Genomic DNA, 17,959 nt, shown 5'->3' on the forward strand with positions numbered 1-17,959 from the left:
GTTTCGCCATCCGTGAAGGCGGTCGCACCGTCGGCGCCGGCGTCGTTGCCAAGATTCTTGCCTAACTTGAAGTAAACTGTCTGGTTCGTCTTTAGGGGTATAGCTCAATTGGCAGAGCGTCGGTCTCCAAAACCGAAGGTTGTAGGTTCGATTCCTACTGCCCCTGCCACCTACTGACCGATCCGGCAAAACCGAAAAACGCATTTCCCAGCAGCCCGCAGGCGAAGGTCGTGAAGACCTGGAAGCCCGCGGGCTTTGCCGCCTCAAACATCAACGCAAATGGCCACCTCACAAATCGAAACCGTCTCCACCAGCGCCGACAAGGCCAAGCTGGCCGCCGCCGGCCTGCTGGTCGTGGGCGGCGTGGCCGCGTTTTACCTGTTGGGTAAGCAAGACCTCTGGCTGCGCGTGATCGTTTTGCTGGTCTTGCTGGCTGCGGCGGTGGGGGCGTTTTTCACCTCCGCCCAAGGCCGCGAACTGACCGCCTTTGGCCAGGATGCCATCAAGGAAATGCGCAAGGTGGTCTGGCCGACGCGTCCAGAAGCCACGCAGATGACCTTGTACGTCTTCGCCTTCGTGGTGGTCATGGCTTTGTTCCTGTGGCTGACCGACAAGGCTCTGGAATGGGTGATCTTCAGTCTGATCCTGGGCTGGCGCTGAACACAGCACGGCCCGCACAAAACTTACAAGGTTGACACCCATGAGCGACGTTCAAACCAGCCCCGCCACCGCCGCCCCCGCGCTGCGTTGGTACGTGGTGCACGCCTATTCCGGCATGGAAAAGGCTGTCGAGCGCAATCTGCGTGAACGCATTGACCGCGCCGGCATGCAAACTTCCTTCGGCCGCATCCTGGTGCCCACCGAGGAAGTCGTTGAAGTCAAGAACGGCAAGAAAACCGTCACCGAGCGCCGCTTCTTCCCGGGCTACGTGCTGGTCGAGATGCTGATGAGCGACGACTCCTGGCACCTGGTCAAGAACACCTCCAAGGTGACCGGTTTCGTGGGCGGCGCCAAGAACCGCCCGGTCCCCATCTCGGAAGACGAGGTCATGAAGATCGTCAACCAGATGCAAGAAGGCATTGAAAAACCCCGGCCGAAGGTCGAGTGGGAAGTGGGCGAAGTCGTTCGCGTCAAGGAAGGCCCATTCACGGACTTCAACGGTGCCATCGAAGACGTCAACTACGAAAAGTCCAAGCTGCGCGTGTCGGTCACGATCTTCGGTCGTGCCACCCCGGTCGAGCTGGACTTTGACCAGGTCGAGAAGATCTGATCCTGAACTGATCAAACCCCGGGCATGGGGTGGCAGGTCGCAAGGCCCGCCGAACATGTCCCGTACCCAGACGCAAACGAGACCGCGTCAAGAGGAGCCAGGAGTTCATGTTGAACAAGCCTGGCGTTTGACTCAACCGAACTGACGTGGCCGTCAGGCGGTTCTAGGAGAAAGTTATGGCCAAGAAGATTATCGGCTTCATCAAGCTGCAAATCCCGGCAGGCAAGGCAAACCCTTCGCCTCCAATCGGTCCCGCGCTGGGTCAGCGCGGCCTGAACATCATGGAATTCTGCAAGGCGTTCAACGCCCAGACTTCCGCGATGGAACCCGGCTTGATGCTGCCCGTCGTGATCACGGCGTTCGCGGACAAGTCCTTCACCTTCATCCTCAAGACCCCGCCCGCGACGGTCTTGATCAAGAAGGCCTTGAAGCTCGAAAAGGGTTCGGCCCGTCCGCAAGTCGACAAAGTCGGCAAGCTGACCCGTGCTCAGATCGAAGAAATCGCCAAGACCAAGCAAAAAGACTTGACCGCTGCCGATCTGGACGCCGCGGTTCGGACGATCGCTGGTTCTGCCCGCTCGATGGGCGTGCTCGTGGAAGGTGCATAACATGGCTAAGCTGACCAAACGTGAAAAGACCTACGTCGGTAAGGTCGACAGCAACAAGCTGTACGCCATCGACGATGCCCTGGTCATCCTGAAGGAAACCGCGGTTGCCAAGTTCGATGAATCCATCGACGTGGCCGTGCAACTGGGCGTGGACGCCAAGAAGTCGGACCAAGTCGTGCGTGGCGCCGTCGTGCTGCCCAACGGCACCGGCAAGACCAAGCGCGTGGCCGTGTTCGCCCAAGGTGCCAAGGCTGAAGAAGCCCGTGCCGCTGGTGCAGACATCGTCGGCATGGAAGACCTGGCCGAGCAGATCAAGGGCGGCGTCATCAACTTTGACGTGGTCATTGCCTCGCCGGACACGATGCGCATCGTCGGTACCCTGGGTACCATCCTGGGCCCCCGTGGCCTGATGCCCAACCCCAAGGTTGGCACCGTCACCCCTGACGTGGCTCAAGCCGTGCGCAACGCCAAGGCTGGTCAAGTGCAATTCCGCGTCGACAAAGCCGGCATCGTGCACGGCACCATCGGCCGTCGTTCGTTTGACTCCGACAAGCTCAAGGGCAACCTGGCCGCTTTGCTGGACGCACTGACCAAGGCCAAGCCGGCCTCGAGCAAGGGTGTCTACCTGCGCAAGGTCGCTGTCTCGTCCACCATGGGCGTGGGCGTGCGCGTTGACGTTGGTTCTATCAACAACGCTGGCTGATCCAAACACCGTTGACCGACTGCTTCGGTGGTCGGTCGGCCAAGCCCCGCGCGTGTCTGGCGCGGACGTTTGAAAAGAATTGGTGGGCTGTGCGCCCCAGGGGTTTGACCCCGAAGGTGCGCAGGCTATCAAAGACCGTAGGCGCCAAGTTCGCAGCAGTACCGCGAGCAAGGCTTAAAAAGCCAGCCTACGCAGATGGCGTACCCGCCGTTAACGGATTTTTGCCGCCAGCCATGGCGGTTGAGGGTTCCTGAGACGGAAGGTCGCTGAAACCGGGTGTGCCCGGGTGGGGTTCGGCCCTGTGGCCAAAGCCTCGCGTGGGCATGTTTTAAGGAGTGGACCTTGAGTCTCAATCGCAACGAAAAAGCAGCCGTTGTCTCGGAAGTGCAAGCCCAAGCGGCCAAAGCACAGACCCTGGCACTGGCTGAGTACCGCGGACTCACAGTGGCCCAGTTGGACACGCTGCGCAAGACCGCGCGCGCGCAAGGTGTGTATCTTCACGTGCTGAAGAACACCCTGGCTCGCCGCGCTGTTGCCGGCACGTCCTTCGAGGTGCTTGCTGAGAGCATGAGCGGCCCGCTGATCTATGGCTTCTCTGAAGATGCCGTGGCAGCTGCCAAAGTCATCGCTGACTTTGCCAAGACCAACGACAAGTTGGTGATCAAGGCTGGTGCATACGCAGGCAAGGCGCTCGACGCCAACGCCGTGAAAGCCCTGGCCGCGATCCCGACCAAGGAAGTCTTGCTGGCCCAAATTTGTGGCTTGCTGCAATCGCCCGTCTCGCGTTTCGCACGCGTGCTGGCCGCTGTGGCCGATCAAAAGGGCGCTGGCGCACCTGCTGCTGAAGAACCTGCAGCAGTCGAAGCCGTGGCCGAAGCCGCACCTGCAGTTGAAGCAGCACCCGCTGCCGATGCCGCACCTGCCGCCTGATCGCTCGCTCAAACCGTATTCAACACATTCAACCGATTTTAGGAACCCAAAATGGCTTTCGATAAAGACGCATTCATCACCGCCCTGGACAGCATGTCTGTCATGGAACTCAACGACCTGGTCAAGGCCATCGAAGAGAAGTTTGGCGTGTCCGCAGCGGCCATGGCTGCTCCTGCTGGCGGCGGCGGCGCTGCTGCAGCTGCCGTTGAAGAGAAGACCGAATTCAACGTCGTTCTGCTCGAAGCTGGCGCCAACAAGGTCGGCACCATCAAGGCCGTGCGCGAACTGACGGGCTTGGGCCTGAAGGAAGCCAAGGACTTGGTCGACGGCGCTCCCAAGAACGTCAAGGAAGCTGTGCCAAAGGCCGATGCCGAAGCCGCTGTCAAGAAGCTGGTGGAAGCTGGCGCCAAGGCCGAAGTCAAGTAATTCTTGGTTTCGCAGGCAGGCTGGTGGCCCCCAAAGGCCGCCAGCCTTTCTCGCTTCAAGGGTATCTGCCCTTGAGGGCACCCGAAAGGGCCTTCTGCGTTAGACTGGAAGGCTTTTTCGAGTGTTCTCTGAACCGACTGCAGAGAACCGGTTTGGTCGAGCCGGGGTGTCACATCATCATTGCACAAGCCGTGATGATCGCAAAATGCCCTGGTTGTCTGCCAGCGGTTGGTAGTGGCCAACCACCAAGCCTCGGATGCAATGTCCGACTGGCCAGTCGCCGAACGATAAGCCATGCCTTGGCCGGGCGCGGCTTTGATTCGCACCGGGCACCCTGAAGGGGCCCGAAACGGAGAGTTTATGGCGCAAGCAACCCCCTATAGCTACACAGAGCGTAAGCGAGTTCGCAAGAGCTTCGGCAAACGCGGCAGCGTATTGAACGTTCCTTATCTGCTGACCATGCAGAAGGATTCATACGTGGCGTTCTTACAAAAAGACGTTCCACCGCAAAAGCGCAAACCCGAAGGTTTGCAAGCCGCTTTCTTGTCCGCGTTCCCCATTGTTTCGCACAATGGTTTCGTGGAGATGAAATTCATCGAATTCAACATCGCCAAGCCGACGTTCGACGTCCGCGAGTGCCAGCAACGGGGCTTGACCTTCGCGGCCGCCGTGCGCGCGAAGCTGCAGATGATCATCTATGACCGTGAGACGTCCACGTCCCAGTCCAAGGTGGTCAAGGAAGTCAAGGAGCAAGAGGTCTACATGGGCGAAGTGCCCCTGATGACCGACTACGGCTCCTTCATCATCAACGGCACCGAGCGCGTCATCGTGTCTCAGTTGCACCGTTCGCCTGGCGTGTTCTTCGAGCACGACAAGGGCAAGACGCACTCGTCCGGCAAGCTGCTGTTCAGCGCGCGGATCATCCCTTACCGCGGCTCCTGGCTCGACTACGAGTTCGACCCCAAGGACCTGCTGTACTTCCGCGTTGACCGCCGTCGCAAGATGCCCGTGACGACCTTGCTCAAGGCCATCGGCATGAGCAACGAGAAGATCCTGGCCACGTTCTTCCAGAACGACCAGTTCAAGCTCATGGACGCCGGTGCGCAAATGGCCTACGTGCCTGAGCGCCTGAAGGGCGAAGTCGCCCGCTTCGACATCACCGACAAGTCGGGCAATGTCGCGGTCGAAAAAGACAAGCGCATCACCGCGCGTCACACCCGCGCTCTGGAGCAATCGGGCACCACGCACATCACCGTGCCCGAGGACTACCTGCTGGGCCGCGTGCTGGCCAAGAACCAGATCGACCCGGACACTGGCGAAATCCTTGCCAAGGCCAATGAAGAACTGACCGAGCTGCTGCTCAAGAAGCTGCGCACCGCCGGCATCAAGGAAATCGACTGCCTGTTCACCAATGAACTGGACCAGGGCGCTTACATCAGCCAGACGTTGGCCACCGACGAAACAGCCGATGAACTGGCCGCCCGTGTCGCCATCTACCGTATGATGCGCCCCGGCGAGCCGCCCACCGAAGACGCCGTGCAGGCCTTGTTCCAGCGCCTGTTCTACAGCGCTGACACGTACGACCTGTCGCGCGTGGGCCGCATGAAGTTCAACGCCCGCATCGGCCGTGAAGGCTCCGAAGGCGCGATGACCTTGTCCAACGACGACATCCTGTCGGTCGTGAAGATCCTGGTCGAGTTGCGCAATGGCCGCGGCGAAGTCGATGACATCGACCACTTGGGCAACCGCCGCGTGCGCTGCGTGGGCGAACTGGCCGAAAACCAGTACCGCTCGGGCTTGGCACGGATTGAAAAGGCAGTGAAGGAACGTCTGGGTCAGGCTGAAACTGAAGCCCTGATGCCGCACGACCTGATCAACTCCAAGCCGATCTCTGCCGCGCTGAAGGAATTCTTCGGTGCGTCGCAGCTGTCGCAGTTCATGGACCAGACCAACCCCCTGTCGGAAATCACGCACAAGCGTCGCGTTTCCGCCCTGGGCCCGGGCGGTCTGACCCGCGAACGCGCCGGCTTCGAAGTGCGCGACGTGCACCCGACCCACTATGGCCGTGTGTGCCCGATCGAAACCCCTGAAGGCCCGAACATCGGTCTGATCAACTCGCTGGCTTTGTATGCGCAGTTGAACGACTACGGCTTCCTGGAAACGCCTTATCGCCGCGTGATCGACAGCAAGGTGACGATGCAGATCGATTACCTGTCGGCCATCGAAGAAGGCAAGTACATCATCGCCCAGGCCAATGCCTCGCTGGGTGCCGATGGCCGCCTGACCGACGAGCTGGTGTCGGCACGTGAACACGGTGAATCCGTGTTGACCTCGCCCGAACGCATCCAGTACATGGACGTGGCCCCCACGCAGATCGTGTCGGTGGCTGCCTCGCTCGTGCCCTTCCTGGAGCACGACGATGCGAACCGCGCGCTGATGGGCGCCAACATGCAGCGTCAAGCTGTGCCAGTGCTGCGCCCTGAAAAGGCCTTGGTCGGCACGGGCGTCGAGCGCGTGGCCGCCAAGGACTCGGGCACCGTCGTGGCGGCTCGCCGTGGTGGTGTGGTCGATTACGTGGACACGAACCGCATCGTGATCCGCGTGAACGACAACGAGACCGTGGCTGGCGAAGTCGGCGTCGACATCTACAACCTGATCAAGTACCAGCGTTCCAACCAGAACACCAGCATCCACCAGCGTCCCATCGTCAAGCGTGGTGACAAGGTGGCGTCTGAGGACATCATCGCTGACGGTGCTTCCACCGACATCGGCGAGCTGGCCCTGGGCCAGAACATGCTGGTCGCGTTCATGCCCTGGAACGGCTACAACTTCGAAGATTCGATCCTGATCTCCGAACGCGTGGTCGCCGAAGACCGCTACACCTCGATCCACATCGAGGAACTGGTGGTGATGGCCCGCGACACCAAGCTGGGTTCCGAAGAAATCACGCGCGACATCCCGAACCTGTCCGAGAACCAGCTGGCTCGTCTGGATGAATCGGGCATCGTCTACGTGGGCGCCGAAGTCGGCCCCGGCGACGTGCTGGTCGGCAAGGTCACGCCCAAGGGCGAGACCACGCTGACGCCTGAAGAAAAGCTGCTCCGCGCCATCTTCGGCGAAAAGGCGTCCGACGTGAAGGACACCTCGCTGCGTGTCGATCAAGGCACGAGCGGCACCGTCATCGACGTGCAGGTCTTCACCCGTGAAGGCATCGTTCGCGACAAGCGCGCGCAACAGATCATCGACGATGAACTGAAGCGTTTCCGCCTGGACCTGAACGACCAACTGCGCATCGTGGAAGCCGACGCCTTTGACCGGATCAAGAAGTTGTTGATCGGCAAGGCGGCCAATGGCGGCCCGAATAAGCTGGCCAAGGGCACGGCGATCGACGAGGCCTACCTGGCCACCGTCGAGAAGTTCCACTGGTTCGACATCCGTCCGGAAGATGGCGACATCGCCAATCAGCTGGAATCGATCAAGAACTCGCTGGAACAAACCCGTCACAGCTTCGACCTGCACTTTGAAGAAAAGCGCAAGAAGTTGACCCAAGGCGACGAGTTGCCCGCGGGCGTGCTCAAGATGGTCAAGGTTCACCTGGCCGTCAAGCGTCGCTTGCAGCCTGGTGACAAGATGGCCGGCCGCCACGGCAACAAGGGTGTGGTCTCCCGCATCCTGCCCGTCGAAGACATGCCTTACATGGCCGACGGCACTCCGTGCGACGTCTGCCTGAACCCCCTGGGCGTGCCTTCGCGGATGAACGTGGGCCAGGTGCTGGAAGTGCACTTGGGCTGGGCCGGCAAGGGCATTGGCCAACGCATCGGCGACATGCTCCAGAAGGAAGTCGCGGCCACCGAGCTGCGCAAGTTCCTTGACGAGCTGTACAACCAGTCGGGCGGCAAGACCGAAGACCTGACGCAACTGTCGGATGACGAAGTGCGCGAGATGGCGGGCAACCTGGTCAAGGGTGTTCCGTTCGCCACGCCGGTGTTCGACGGTGCCAAGGAAGAAGAGATCCGAGGCATGCTGCAGTTGGCCTACCCGGCCGACATCGCCAAGGCCAAGGGCCTGACACCGACCCGCACGCAAGCGCAACTGTATGACGGCCGCACTGGCGAAGCTTTCGAGCGCGCCACCACGATCGGCTACATGCACGTGCTCAAGCTGCACCATCTGGTCGATGACAAGATGCACGCCCGCTCAACCGGTCCTTACTCGCTCGTCACGCAGCAGCCGCTGGGTGGCAAGGCGCAGTTCGGTGGTCAGCGCTTCGGTGAAATGGAAGTGTGGGCCCTGGAAGCGTATGGCGCCTCCTACGTCCTGCAGGAAATGCTCACCGTGAAGTCCGATGACGTGAATGGCCGTACCAAGGTGTACGAAAACATCGTCAAGGGCGAGCACGCGATCGAAGCCGGCATGCCTGAGTCGTTCAACGTTCTTGTCAAGGAAATCCGTTCCTTGGGCATCGACATTGAACTTGAACGCAACTGAACGAAAAGGAATAGAAGACCATGAAAGGTTTACTCGACCTCTTCAAGCAATTCACCCCCGATGAGCATTTCGATGCCATCCGGATTGGACTCGCCTCGCCGGAGAAGATCCGCAGCTGGTCCTTCGGTGAAGTCAAGAAGCCCGAAACCATCAACTACCGGACTTTCAAGCCCGAGCGTGATGGCCTGTTCTGCGCCAAGATCTTTGGCCCCATCAAGGACTACGAGTGCCTGTGCGGCAAGTACAAGCGCCTGAAGCACCGTGGTGTCATCTGCGAGAAGTGCGGCGTTGAAGTCACGCAGACCAAGGTTCGCCGTGACCGCATGGGTCACATCGACCTGGCGGCGCCCTGCGCGCACATCTGGTTCCTGAAGTCGCTGCCGTCGCGTCTGGGCTTGGTCCTGGACATGACCCTGCGCGACATCGAACGCGTGCTGTACTTCGAGGCCTACGTGATCGTGGACCCCGGCATGACCCCGCTGAAGAAATTCGGCATCATGTCCGAGGACGACTACGACGCCAAGCGCATCGAGTACGGTGACGAGTTCATCGCGCTGATGGGCGCCGAAGGCATCCAGAAGCTCTTGGCCGAGATGGACCTGGACGTCGAGATCGAAAAGATCCGCAACGACCAGACCGGTTCCGAGCTGAAGATCAAGAAGAACTCCAAGCGCCTGAAGGTCATGGAAGCCTTCAAGAAGTCGGGCATCAAGCCCAACTGGATGGTGCTGGAAGTGCTGCCCGTGCTGCCACCGGACCTGCGTCCGCTGGTGCCGCTGGACGGCGGCCGTTTCGCCACGTCTGACTTGAACGACCTGTACCGCCGCGTCATCAACCGCAACAATCGCCTGGCGCGTCTGTTGGAGTTGAAGGCCCCGGAAATCATCGTGCGCAACGAAAAGCGCATGTTGCAAGAGTCGGTCGATTCGCTGCTGGACAACGGCCGTCGCGGCAAGGCCATGACGGGCGCCAACAAGCGTGCCCTGAAGTCGCTGGCCGACATGATCAAGGGCAAGTCGGGTCGCTTCCGCCAGAATCTGCTGGGCAAGCGCGTCGACTATTCCGGTCGTTCCGTCATCACCGTGGGCCCCACCCTGAAGCTGCATCAGTGCGGTCTGCCGAAGCTGATGGCGCTTGAACTGTTCAAGCCTTTCATCTTCTCGCGCCTGGAAGCCATGGGCATCGCCACGACCATCAAGGCGGCCAAGAAGGAAGTCGAATCCGGCACGCCCGTGGTTTGGGACATCCTGGAAGAGGTGATCAAAGAGCACCCGATCATGCTGAACCGTGCGCCTACGCTGCACCGTTTGGGCATCCAGGCTTTTGAGCCCGTGCTGATCGAAGGCAAGGCCATCCAACTGCACCCACTCGTTTGCGCGGCCTTCAACGCCGACTTCGACGGTGACCAGATGGCCGTCCACGTCCCGCTGTCGATTGAAGCACAGATGGAAGCCCGCACGCTGATGCTGGCTTCGAACAACATCCTGTTCCCGGCCAACGGCGAGCCCTCCATCGTCCCGTCGCAAGACGTGGTGCTGGGCCTGTACTACGCCACCCGCGAGCGCATCAATGGCAAGGGCGAAGGCTTGGTCTTCTCCGACATCATTGAAGTGCAGCGCGCGCTGGACAACCATGTGGTCGAGATCACCGCCAAGATCGCGGTGCGCCTGACCGAGTGGGTCAAGGACAAGGACACTGGCGAATTCACGCCCGAGACCAAGCTGGTGGACACGACCGTCGGTCGTGCCTTGTTGTCTGAAATCCTGCCCAAGGGCCTGCCTTTCAGCAACATCAACAAGGCGCTGAAGAAGAAAGAAATTTCTCGCCTGATCAGCACCTCGTTCCGCCGTTGCGGCCTGAAAGAAACCGTCGTGTTCGCCGACAAGCTGTTGCAAAACGGCTTCCGTCTGGCCACGCGCGCTGGTATCTCGATCGCCATCGACGACATGCTGGTGCCCAAGGAAAAGCCCGCTTTGATCGAGCGCGCCGAGAAGGAAGTCAAAGAGATCCAGCAGCAATATGTGTCGGGTCTGGTGACGTCTGGCGAGCGCTACAACAAGGTCGTGGACATCTGGGGCAAGACCGGCGACGAAGTCGGCAAGGTCATGATGGCCCAGCTGTCCAAGCAAAAGGTGCTGGACCGCCACGGCAAGGAAGTCGACCAGGAATCCTTCAACTCCATCTACATGATGGCCGACTCGGGTGCTCGCGGTTCCGCCGCGCAGATCCGCCAGTTGTCCGGCATGCGGGGTCTGATGGCCAAACCTGACGGCTCGATCATTGAAACCCCCATCACGGCGAACTTCCGTGAAGGCCTCAATGTGTTGCAGTACTTCATCTCCACCCACGGTGCGCGTAAGGGCCTGGCTGACACGGCCTTGAAGACCGCGAACTCGGGTTACCTGACACGCCGCCTTGTCGATGTGACGCAAGACTTGGTCGTGACCAATGTCGATTGCGGCACCGATCAAGGCATCAACACGCGTGCGCTGGTTGAAGGTGGTGAAGTCATCGAATCATTGCGCGACCGCATCTTGGGTCGGGTCAATGCCACCGAAATCCTGCACCCTGAAAACCAGCTCCTGCTCTTCCCTGCTGGCACCATGCTGGACGAAGACGTCATGGAGGTGCTCGAAGCCGCTGGCGTCGACGAAGTCAAGGTTCGCACCCCGCTGACCTGTGCCACACGCTTCGGCTTGTGCGCCAAGTGCTACGGCCGCGACCTGGGCCGTGGCGGTCTGGTGAACACCGGTGAAGCGGTTGGCGTGATCGCCGCCCAATCCATCGGTGAACCCGGCACGCAGCTGACCATGCGGACCTTCCACATCGGTGGTGCCGCATCGCGCGCTGCGGTGGCTTCCAGCGTGGACGCCAAGTCCGACGGCATCATCGGCTTCAATGCCACGATGCGCTACGTGACCAATGGCAAGGGCGAACTGGTGGTGATTTCGCGCTCTGGCGAAATCGTCATCTCCGACCAGCACGGCCGCGAGCGTGAACGCCACAAGGTGCCGTATGGCGCCCTGCTGAGCATCAAGGCTGACCAGCAAGTCAAGGTCGGCCTGATCCTGGCCACCTGGGACCCGCTGACCCGCCCGATCATCACCGAGTTCGCTGGTAAGGCCCGCTTCGAGAACGTCGAAGAAGGCGTGACCGTGGCCAAGCAACTGGACGAAGTCACCGGCTTGTCAACCCTGGTCGTGATCGACCCCAAGCGCCGCGGCGCTGCCAAGGTCATCCGTCCTCAGGTCAAGCTGCTTGACTCGCTGGGTCAGGAAGTCAAGATCCCTGGCACCGACCACGCTGTGACGATCGGCTTCCAGGTTGGTTCGCTGATCCAGATCCGCGACGGCCAAGACCTGTACCCTGGTGAAGTGCTCGCCCGCATCCCGGTTGAAGGCCAGAAAACCCGTGACATCACCGGCGGTCTGCCGCGTGTGGCCGAGTTGTTCGAAGCCCGCACACCCAAGGACAAGGGCACCCTGGCTGAAATCACCGGCACGGTGTCCTTCGGCAAGGAGACCAAAGGCAAGGTTCGCCTGCAAATCACCGATCCCGATGGTGGCATCCACGAAGAACTCGTGCTCAAGGAAAAGAACATCCTGGTGCATGAAGGCCAAGTGGTCAACAAGGGCGAGTCCATCGTCGACGGTCCCGCAGACCCGCAAGACATCTTGCGCCTGCTGGGCATCGAAGAGTTGGCCCGCTACATCGTCGACGAAGTGCAGGACGTCTACCGTTTGCAAGGCGTGAAGATCAACGACAAGCACATCCAGGTGATCGTTCGCCAGATGCTGCGTCGTATTCAGATCGTCAACTCCGGCGATTCGACCTACATTCCCGGCGAACAAGTCGAGCGTTCGGAACTGCTGGACACCAACGACCGCCTGCGTTCGGAAGACAAGACCGTCGTCACCTACAACGACGTGCTGCTGGGTATCACCAAGGCCTCGCTGTCGACCGACTCCTTCATCTCGGCCGCTTCCTTCCAGGAAACGACCCGCGTGCTCACCGAGGCTGCCATCATGGGCAAGCGCGACGAGTTGCGTGGTTTGAAGGAAAACGTCATCGTGGGTCGCCTGATCCCTGCCGGTACCGGCATGGCCTTCCACCAGGCCCGCAAGGCCAAGGAAGAGATGGACGACTCCGAACGCCGCGCCATCTCCATGCAGGAAGCGCAAGAGCGCGCTGCCATGGAATTGGAAGCGCTGGAAGAAAGCACCACGGCCGAAGGTGGCGACGAGCCAGTCACGCCAGCCGAGTGATCATCGGACGACCAAGCCGGCAACGGCTCTCAGCGTCAATCTGAGCAAAAGCGCCAGGGGGTCAAAGCCCTGGCGCTTTTTTCATGGCCGTTCGGTTCGGTTGATGATCTAGAAAGCGGCCTTGATTTTCTCGGCGATGGCCTGCAGCTTGGCCGGGTCTTCCATCGTCGATGCATGGCCTTTGCCCAGTGCACCCAGCGAACTGGGCAGCACGTGCACGTGATAGTGCGGCACTGTCTGGCCAGCGGCAGGACCATTCAACTGGAACACCACGATGCCGGGGGCGGCCATCGCCTTCTTCACCGCCGCCGCCACCTTCTTGGTGGTCCGGATGCAGGCCGACGCGGCCTCGTCCGACAACTCCAGCAAGGTCTCCGCGCCCTCCTTGGGGATGACCAGCGCGTGGCCATCGGCCTGCGGCATGATGTCCATGAAGGCCAGCGTATGCTCGTCCTCGTACAGCTTGATGCACGGAATCTCGCTGCGCAGGATCTTCGCGAAAATGTTCTGGGTGTCGTAGGCCATCACATCACCTCCTCAATGGCGGCCGCCGTGTTGACCGCGTGTTCTGCGATCTGGTCCGAGCTCATGGCCACCACGCTCAAGGGGTAGGTGCCGGACACGATGCCCCGATACCAGATCTCGACCCCCACAACGCTGGGCGCCAACCCCTCCACGGCCGACACGATGGTCTCGACCACCGAACTCAGTCCAGCATCGCCGAACAAGGCCTCGCCATGGTCCGTCACCCGGTACTCGTACGTGCCTGGCTCATATTGGTCAATTTCAATCCGCACGATCATCGTCGTCACTCCATGTTGAGCCGAGATTGTCTCTCGTCTGCCAGCATCGTGTGGATTTCAACATGCCTTGTGGCGTGCATTCCGGTCTGGCCGGATGCGGGGGGCTCAGACGGTGGCGCGTTTGGCGTGGCGTGCCGTGAAAGCGACGCCGGCCAGGCCCAACCCCATCAACACCAAGGTGGTGGGTTCGGGCACGGCGGCGGTGGCGCCAATGCCCGCCAGCCGAAAGGCCGACAGACTCCCGACGCTGGTGATCTTGAACACCGTGCCCGCAGGCGCAGTGGCCTCCGACCAAGAGAAGGTTTTGACCAGCAGGCCATGATCGTTGTTGGTACCCAGGGCAAGTGACTGATTGCCCCAGGACAGCGTGGCCTGGTCGAGCGGGCCGAACAGACCGTTTTCCCAAGAAGAAAAACTCAGGGCATTGAGCTTGACCGCCTTGTTGAACGTTAACTCCAGGTACTCGACCGGGCCGCCCAGCAGGCTGTCGACTTCGGTGGCATCCAGGCCGCCGCCGTAGGCGCCGAGGCCGTCGAAGCGGATGGCCAGTGCCAACGACTTGCCAGTGGTGTCGAAAGCCCGCATCGTCACCCCCAGGCTGCCCGAGACGTAGTTGGGGGCGACGCTGACGGTGTCCGCCAGGGGGCCGTTGCCGTAAAACTGGAAGGTGTTCGCCAAGGCGTGCGCGGAAAGCGGGGCCAGGGCCGTGATGGCCAGGAGGGCGCCTAGAGCGTGAGACTTTGCAAACATGACTTTTCCTTCTGCGATCATTGACTTCCTTCCAATGTAACCCTTTCGGGTTATTTGCGCAGCACAGCAATGGGGGGCTGAAACGCGGACAAACATGGCTGGAGGGGCCGATTTGACGATGCCGCTTGCCACCACCCCTGCATCAGTCCTACAATAGAAGGCTTTTCGGCTTTCGCATCGGTGCATTTTTCATGGATGTGCCTGGGCGAGGGCCGTTTTGTGCTTGCCTGCAAACGTTGTCAACGAACGTTTGCAAGGTGAATTCATCAACGGGAACCTACCAAAATGCCAACGATCAATCAGCTCGTTCGCCATGGCCGCAAGGTCGAGGTGACGAAATCCAAATCGCCTGCGATGCAAAATTGCCCGCAGCGTCGTGGCGTGTGCACTCGCGTGTACACCACCACGCCTAAGAAGCCTAACTCCGCTCTGCGTAAGGTCGCCAAGGTGCGCCTGACCAACGGTTTCGAGGTCATCTCCTACATCGGCGGTGAAGGCCACAACCTGCAAGAACACAGCGTCGTGCTGGTTCGCGGCGGTCGTGTCAAGGACTTGCCAGGTGTGCGTTACCACATCGTGCGTGGCTCGCTCGACTTGCAAGGCGTGAAAGACCGCAAGCAATCGCGCTCCAAGTACGGTGCCAAGCGCCCCAAGAAGACCAAATAAAGTCTTTGAAGAAAAGTGGCGGTGGTTTGGGCGATGTGCCCGTAGCCATCGAGTAAGTGGAGTCTTGAGAACAAGCTCCGCGGTGTGGGCCCTTAGCCCCCATCAACTGAAGCATTGAAAGGAAACGAAATGCCTCGTCGTCGTGAAGTACCCAAGCGTGACATCCTCCCCGATCCCAAATTCGGAAGCATCGACCTGTCCAAGTTCATGAACGTGATCATGGAATCGGGCAAGAAGGCTGTTGCCGAACGCATCATCTACGGTGCGCTCGAGCAAGTCGAAAAGAAGGCCGGCAAGGATCCGCTGGAAATTTTCAACACCGCTCTTAACAACATCAAGCCCATGGTCGAGGTCAAGTCTCGCCGTGTGGGTGGTGCGAACTACCAGGTTCCCGTTGAAGTTCGCCCCTCCCGCCGTGTGGCCCTCGCCATGCGCTGGTTGAAAGAGTCGTCGCGCAAGCGTTCCGAGAAGTCCATGGCTCAACGCCTGGCCAACGAACTGCTGGAGGCCTCCGAAGGTCGCGGCGGCGCGATGAAGAAGCGTGATGAAGTCCACCGCATGGCTGAAGCCAACAAGGCGTTCTCGCACTTCCGCTTCTGATCCACCCGCAGTAATGCAAAAAAGCTGCCTGCACTGGTTGCAGGCAGCGTGATTTTTGGAGTCACACCATGTCCCGCAAGACCCCGATTGAGCGCTACCGCAACATTGGTATCTCGGCTCACATCGACGCTGGCAAGACCACGACGACCGAGCGCATCCTGTTCTACACAGGCGTGAACCACAAGATTGGTGAAGTGCACGAAGGCGCCGCCACCATGGACTGGATGGAGCAGGAGCAAGAGCGCGGCATCACGATCACGTCGGCCGCGACGACCTGTTTCTGGAAGGGCATGGACTTGTCCCTGCCCGAACACCGCATCAACATCATCGACACCCCCGGACACGTGGACTTCACCATTGAAGTCGAACGTTCGATGCGCGTGCTCGACGGTGCCTGCATGGTTTACTGTGCTGTGGGCGGCGTTCAGCCCCAGTCCGAAACCGTGTGGCGTCAGGCGAACAAGTACGGCGTGCCCCGCCTGTCCTTCGTCAACAAGATGGACCGCACCGGTGCCAACTTCTTCAAGGTCTATGACCAGCTGAAGCTGCGCCTGAAGGCCAACCCGATTCCCGTGGTGATCCCGATCGGCGCCGAAGAAAACTTCGAAGGCGTGGTCGACCTGCTCAAGATGAAGGCCATCTATTGGGATGAAGCCTCGCAAGGCATGAAGTTCGACTACCGCGAAATCCCTGAAGCCCTGCAAGCCGACGCCAAAAAATGGCGTGAAGGCATGGTCGAAGCCGCCGCGGAAGCCAGCGAAGAACTGATGAACAAGTACCTGGAAACAGGCGACTTGACCGAGGAAGAGATCAAGCAGGCTCTGCGCACGCGCACGATCAACTGCGAAATCCAGCCGATGCTGTGCGGTACCGCGTTCAAGAACAAGGGTGTGCAACGCATGCTCGACGCTGTGGTCGATTACTTGCCTTCGCCCATCGACATTCCCCCTGTGGAAGGTCTGGACGATGACGAGCAGCCCACCAGCCGCAAGCCTGATGACACCGAAAAATTCTCGGCCTTGGCGTTCAAACTGATGACCGACCCCTACGTCGGTCAGCTGACCTTCGTGCGCGTGTACTCGGGCATCCTGAACTCCGGTGATTCGGTCTACAACCCCATCAAGGGCAAGAAAGAGCGCATCGGCCGGATCCTGCAGATGCACGCCAACCAGCGTGAAGAAATCAAGGAAATCGTGGCCGGCGACATCGCCGCCTGCGTGGGCTTGAAGGACGTGACCACGGGCGAAACCCTGTGCGATCCCGATGCCATCATCACCTTGGAGCGCATGGTGTTCCCCGAGCCCGTCATTGCACAGGCCGTCGAACCCAAGACCAAGGCTGACCAGGAAAAGATGGGCATCGCCCTGTCGCGCCTGGCCGCTGAAGATCCTTCCTTCCGCGTCAAGACCGACGAAGAAACGGGTCAGACCATCATCGCCGGCATGGGCGAGCTGCACTTGGAAATCATCGTCGACCGCATGAAGCGCGAATTCGGCGTGGAAGCCAACGTCGGCAAGCCGCAAGTGGCCTACCGCGAAACCATTCGCAAGAAGGTCACCGATGTCGAAGGCAAGTTCGTGCGCCAGTCGGGTGGTAAGGGTCAGTACGGTCACGTTGTGTTGACCGTCGAACCCCAGGAATCCGGCAAGGGCTTCGAGTTCGTCGACGCCGTCAAGGGCGGTGTGGTGCCTCGTGAATTCATCCCCGCCGTTGAAAAGGGCGTGGTTGATTCGCTGACCAATGGCGTGCTGGCCGGTTACCCCGTGGTTGACATCAAGGTCACGCTGACCTTCGGTTCCTACCACGATGTGGACTCGAACGAAAACGCCTTCAAGATGGCCGCTTCGCTGGGTTTCAAGGACGGCTGCCGCAAGGCTTCGCCCGTGATCCTCGAGCCCATGATGGCCGTTGAAGTCGAAACGCCTGAAGACTATGCCGGTACCGTGATGGGCGATCTGTCCTCACGTCGCGGCATGGTGCAGGGCATGGACGACATGGTCGGCGGCGGCAAGGTCATCAAGGCCGAAGTCCCCTTGTCGGAAATGTTCGGCTACTCGACGTCGCTGCGTTCGGCCACTCAGGGTCGTGCCACGTACTCCATGGAGTTCAAGCACTACGCTGAAGCGCCCAAGAACGTCGCGGACGCGATCATCACCGCTCGCGGTAAGTAAATTCAAAGCCGGTCTTCGGCACCACGCTAGGCGTGGTTGGCCTGCTGCCCGTGGCGGGCCAGTGCTGGAGACCTTAAACATACACGGGCAACTGTTCTTTGCTCTCTAGGAGATTGAAATGGCAAAAGCTAAATTTGAACGAACCAAGCCGCACGTCAACGTCGGCACCATTGGTCACGTTGACCATGGCAAGACCACGCTGACCGCAGCGATCACGACCGTGCTGGCCAAGAAGTTTGGTGGCGAGGCCAAGGCCTACGACATGATTGACGCCGCGCC

General features: G+C 60.3%; 15 protein-coding genes, 1 tRNA gene and 1 pseudogene. 14 read left to right on the forward strand and 3 right to left on the reverse strand.

Annotated features, from left to right (window positions below):
- The 10 genes and pseudogenes from PSV38_RS16850 to rpoC form a co-directional block, all read left to right on the forward strand.
- Positions 1 to 65 (forward strand): annotated as a pseudogene (locus PSV38_RS16850) (elongation factor Tu); the annotation flags it as partial.
- 28 nt (positions 66 to 93) lie between these two features.
- Positions 94 to 169, forward strand: a tRNA-Trp gene (locus PSV38_RS16855).
- Positions 170 to 279: 110 nt separating this feature from the next.
- Positions 280 to 660 carry a preprotein translocase subunit SecE gene (secE, locus tag PSV38_RS16860; protein WP_300549448.1) on the forward strand — a complete coding sequence of 127 codons (381 nt, stop codon included), beginning with the start codon at positions 280 to 282 and terminating at the stop codon, positions 658 to 660.
- A 40-nt stretch (positions 661 to 700) separates the two neighbouring features.
- On the forward strand, positions 701 to 1,270 hold the full coding sequence (nusG, locus tag PSV38_RS16865) for a transcription termination/antitermination protein NusG (RefSeq protein WP_300549451.1): 570 nt from the start codon (positions 701 to 703) through the stop codon (positions 1,268 to 1,270).
- Positions 1,271 to 1,446: 176 nt separating this feature from the next.
- Entirely contained in the window at positions 1,447 to 1,878 is a 432-nt protein-coding gene (rplK, locus tag PSV38_RS16870) for a 50S ribosomal protein L11 (protein ID WP_300549453.1), read from the forward strand.
- A gap of 1 nt (position 1,879) precedes the next feature.
- Positions 1,880 to 2,581 carry a 50S ribosomal protein L1 gene (gene rplA, locus PSV38_RS16875; RefSeq protein WP_300549454.1) on the forward strand — a complete coding sequence of 234 codons (702 nt, stop codon included), beginning with the start codon at positions 1,880 to 1,882 and terminating at the stop codon, positions 2,579 to 2,581.
- Between the two features lie 342 nt (positions 2,582 to 2,923).
- Positions 2,924 to 3,511: a 50S ribosomal protein L10 gene (gene rplJ / locus PSV38_RS16880; protein ID WP_300549456.1), complete on the forward strand. Its 588-nt coding sequence runs from the start codon at positions 2,924 to 2,926 to the stop codon at positions 3,509 to 3,511.
- Between the two features lie 51 nt (positions 3,512 to 3,562).
- Positions 3,563 to 3,937, forward strand: coding sequence for a 50S ribosomal protein L7/L12 (gene rplL / locus PSV38_RS16885; protein WP_300549457.1), 375 nt, complete (start codon positions 3,563 to 3,565; stop codon positions 3,935 to 3,937).
- 360 nt (positions 3,938 to 4,297) lie between these two features.
- Entirely contained in the window at positions 4,298 to 8,425 is a 4,128-nt protein-coding gene (gene rpoB, locus PSV38_RS16890; RefSeq protein WP_300549459.1) for a DNA-directed RNA polymerase subunit beta, read from the forward strand.
- 20 nt (positions 8,426 to 8,445) lie between these two features.
- Positions 8,446 to 12,690 (forward strand): DNA-directed RNA polymerase subunit beta', encoded by a 4,245-nt coding sequence (gene rpoC / locus PSV38_RS16895; protein WP_300549461.1) that lies wholly within the window; start codon positions 8,446 to 8,448, stop codon positions 12,688 to 12,690.
- A gap of 108 nt (positions 12,691 to 12,798) precedes the next feature.
- On the opposite strand, the gene PSV38_RS16900 is transcribed toward rpoC, so the two are convergent.
- The 3 genes from PSV38_RS16900 to PSV38_RS16910 form a co-directional block, all read right to left on the reverse strand.
- A complete protein-coding gene (locus PSV38_RS16900; RefSeq protein ID WP_300549463.1) occupies positions 12,799 to 13,215 on the reverse strand; it encodes an HIT domain-containing protein in 417 nt (138 codons plus the stop codon).
- Entirely contained in the window at positions 13,215 to 13,493 is a 279-nt protein-coding gene (locus PSV38_RS16905; protein WP_300549465.1) for a hypothetical protein, read from the reverse strand. The genes PSV38_RS16900 and PSV38_RS16905 overlap by 1 nt, the downstream gene beginning before the upstream one ends.
- Positions 13,494 to 13,598: 105 nt before the next feature.
- Positions 13,599 to 14,243 (reverse strand): PEP-CTERM sorting domain-containing protein, encoded by a 645-nt coding sequence (locus PSV38_RS16910; RefSeq protein ID WP_300549467.1) that lies wholly within the window; start codon positions 14,241 to 14,243, stop codon positions 13,599 to 13,601.
- Between the two features lie 285 nt (positions 14,244 to 14,528).
- Between PSV38_RS16910 and rpsL the strand changes: the two genes are divergently transcribed.
- From rpsL to PSV38_RS16930, 4 genes are all read left to right on the forward strand, one after another.
- Positions 14,529 to 14,909 (forward strand): 30S ribosomal protein S12, encoded by a 381-nt coding sequence (rpsL, locus tag PSV38_RS16915; RefSeq protein WP_230182817.1) that lies wholly within the window; start codon positions 14,529 to 14,531, stop codon positions 14,907 to 14,909.
- Positions 14,910 to 15,038: 129 nt separating this feature from the next.
- The gene (gene rpsG, locus PSV38_RS16920) at positions 15,039 to 15,509 is read left to right on the forward strand and encodes a 30S ribosomal protein S7 (protein WP_300549469.1); all 471 of its coding nucleotides are present in this window, start codon (positions 15,039 to 15,041) and stop codon (positions 15,507 to 15,509) included.
- A 68-nt stretch (positions 15,510 to 15,577) separates the two neighbouring features.
- The gene (gene fusA, locus PSV38_RS16925) at positions 15,578 to 17,680 is read left to right on the forward strand and encodes an elongation factor G (protein WP_300549471.1); all 2,103 of its coding nucleotides are present in this window, start codon (positions 15,578 to 15,580) and stop codon (positions 17,678 to 17,680) included.
- 118 nt (positions 17,681 to 17,798) lie between these two features.
- Positions 17,799 to 17,959 (forward strand): GTP-binding protein (locus PSV38_RS16930; RefSeq protein WP_300549472.1); only part of this gene is annotated, 161 nt, incomplete at its 3' end.

The organism is Aquabacterium sp. (assembly GCF_029946005.1).
Lineage (GTDB): Bacteria > Pseudomonadota > Gammaproteobacteria > Burkholderiales > Burkholderiaceae_C > Aquabacterium.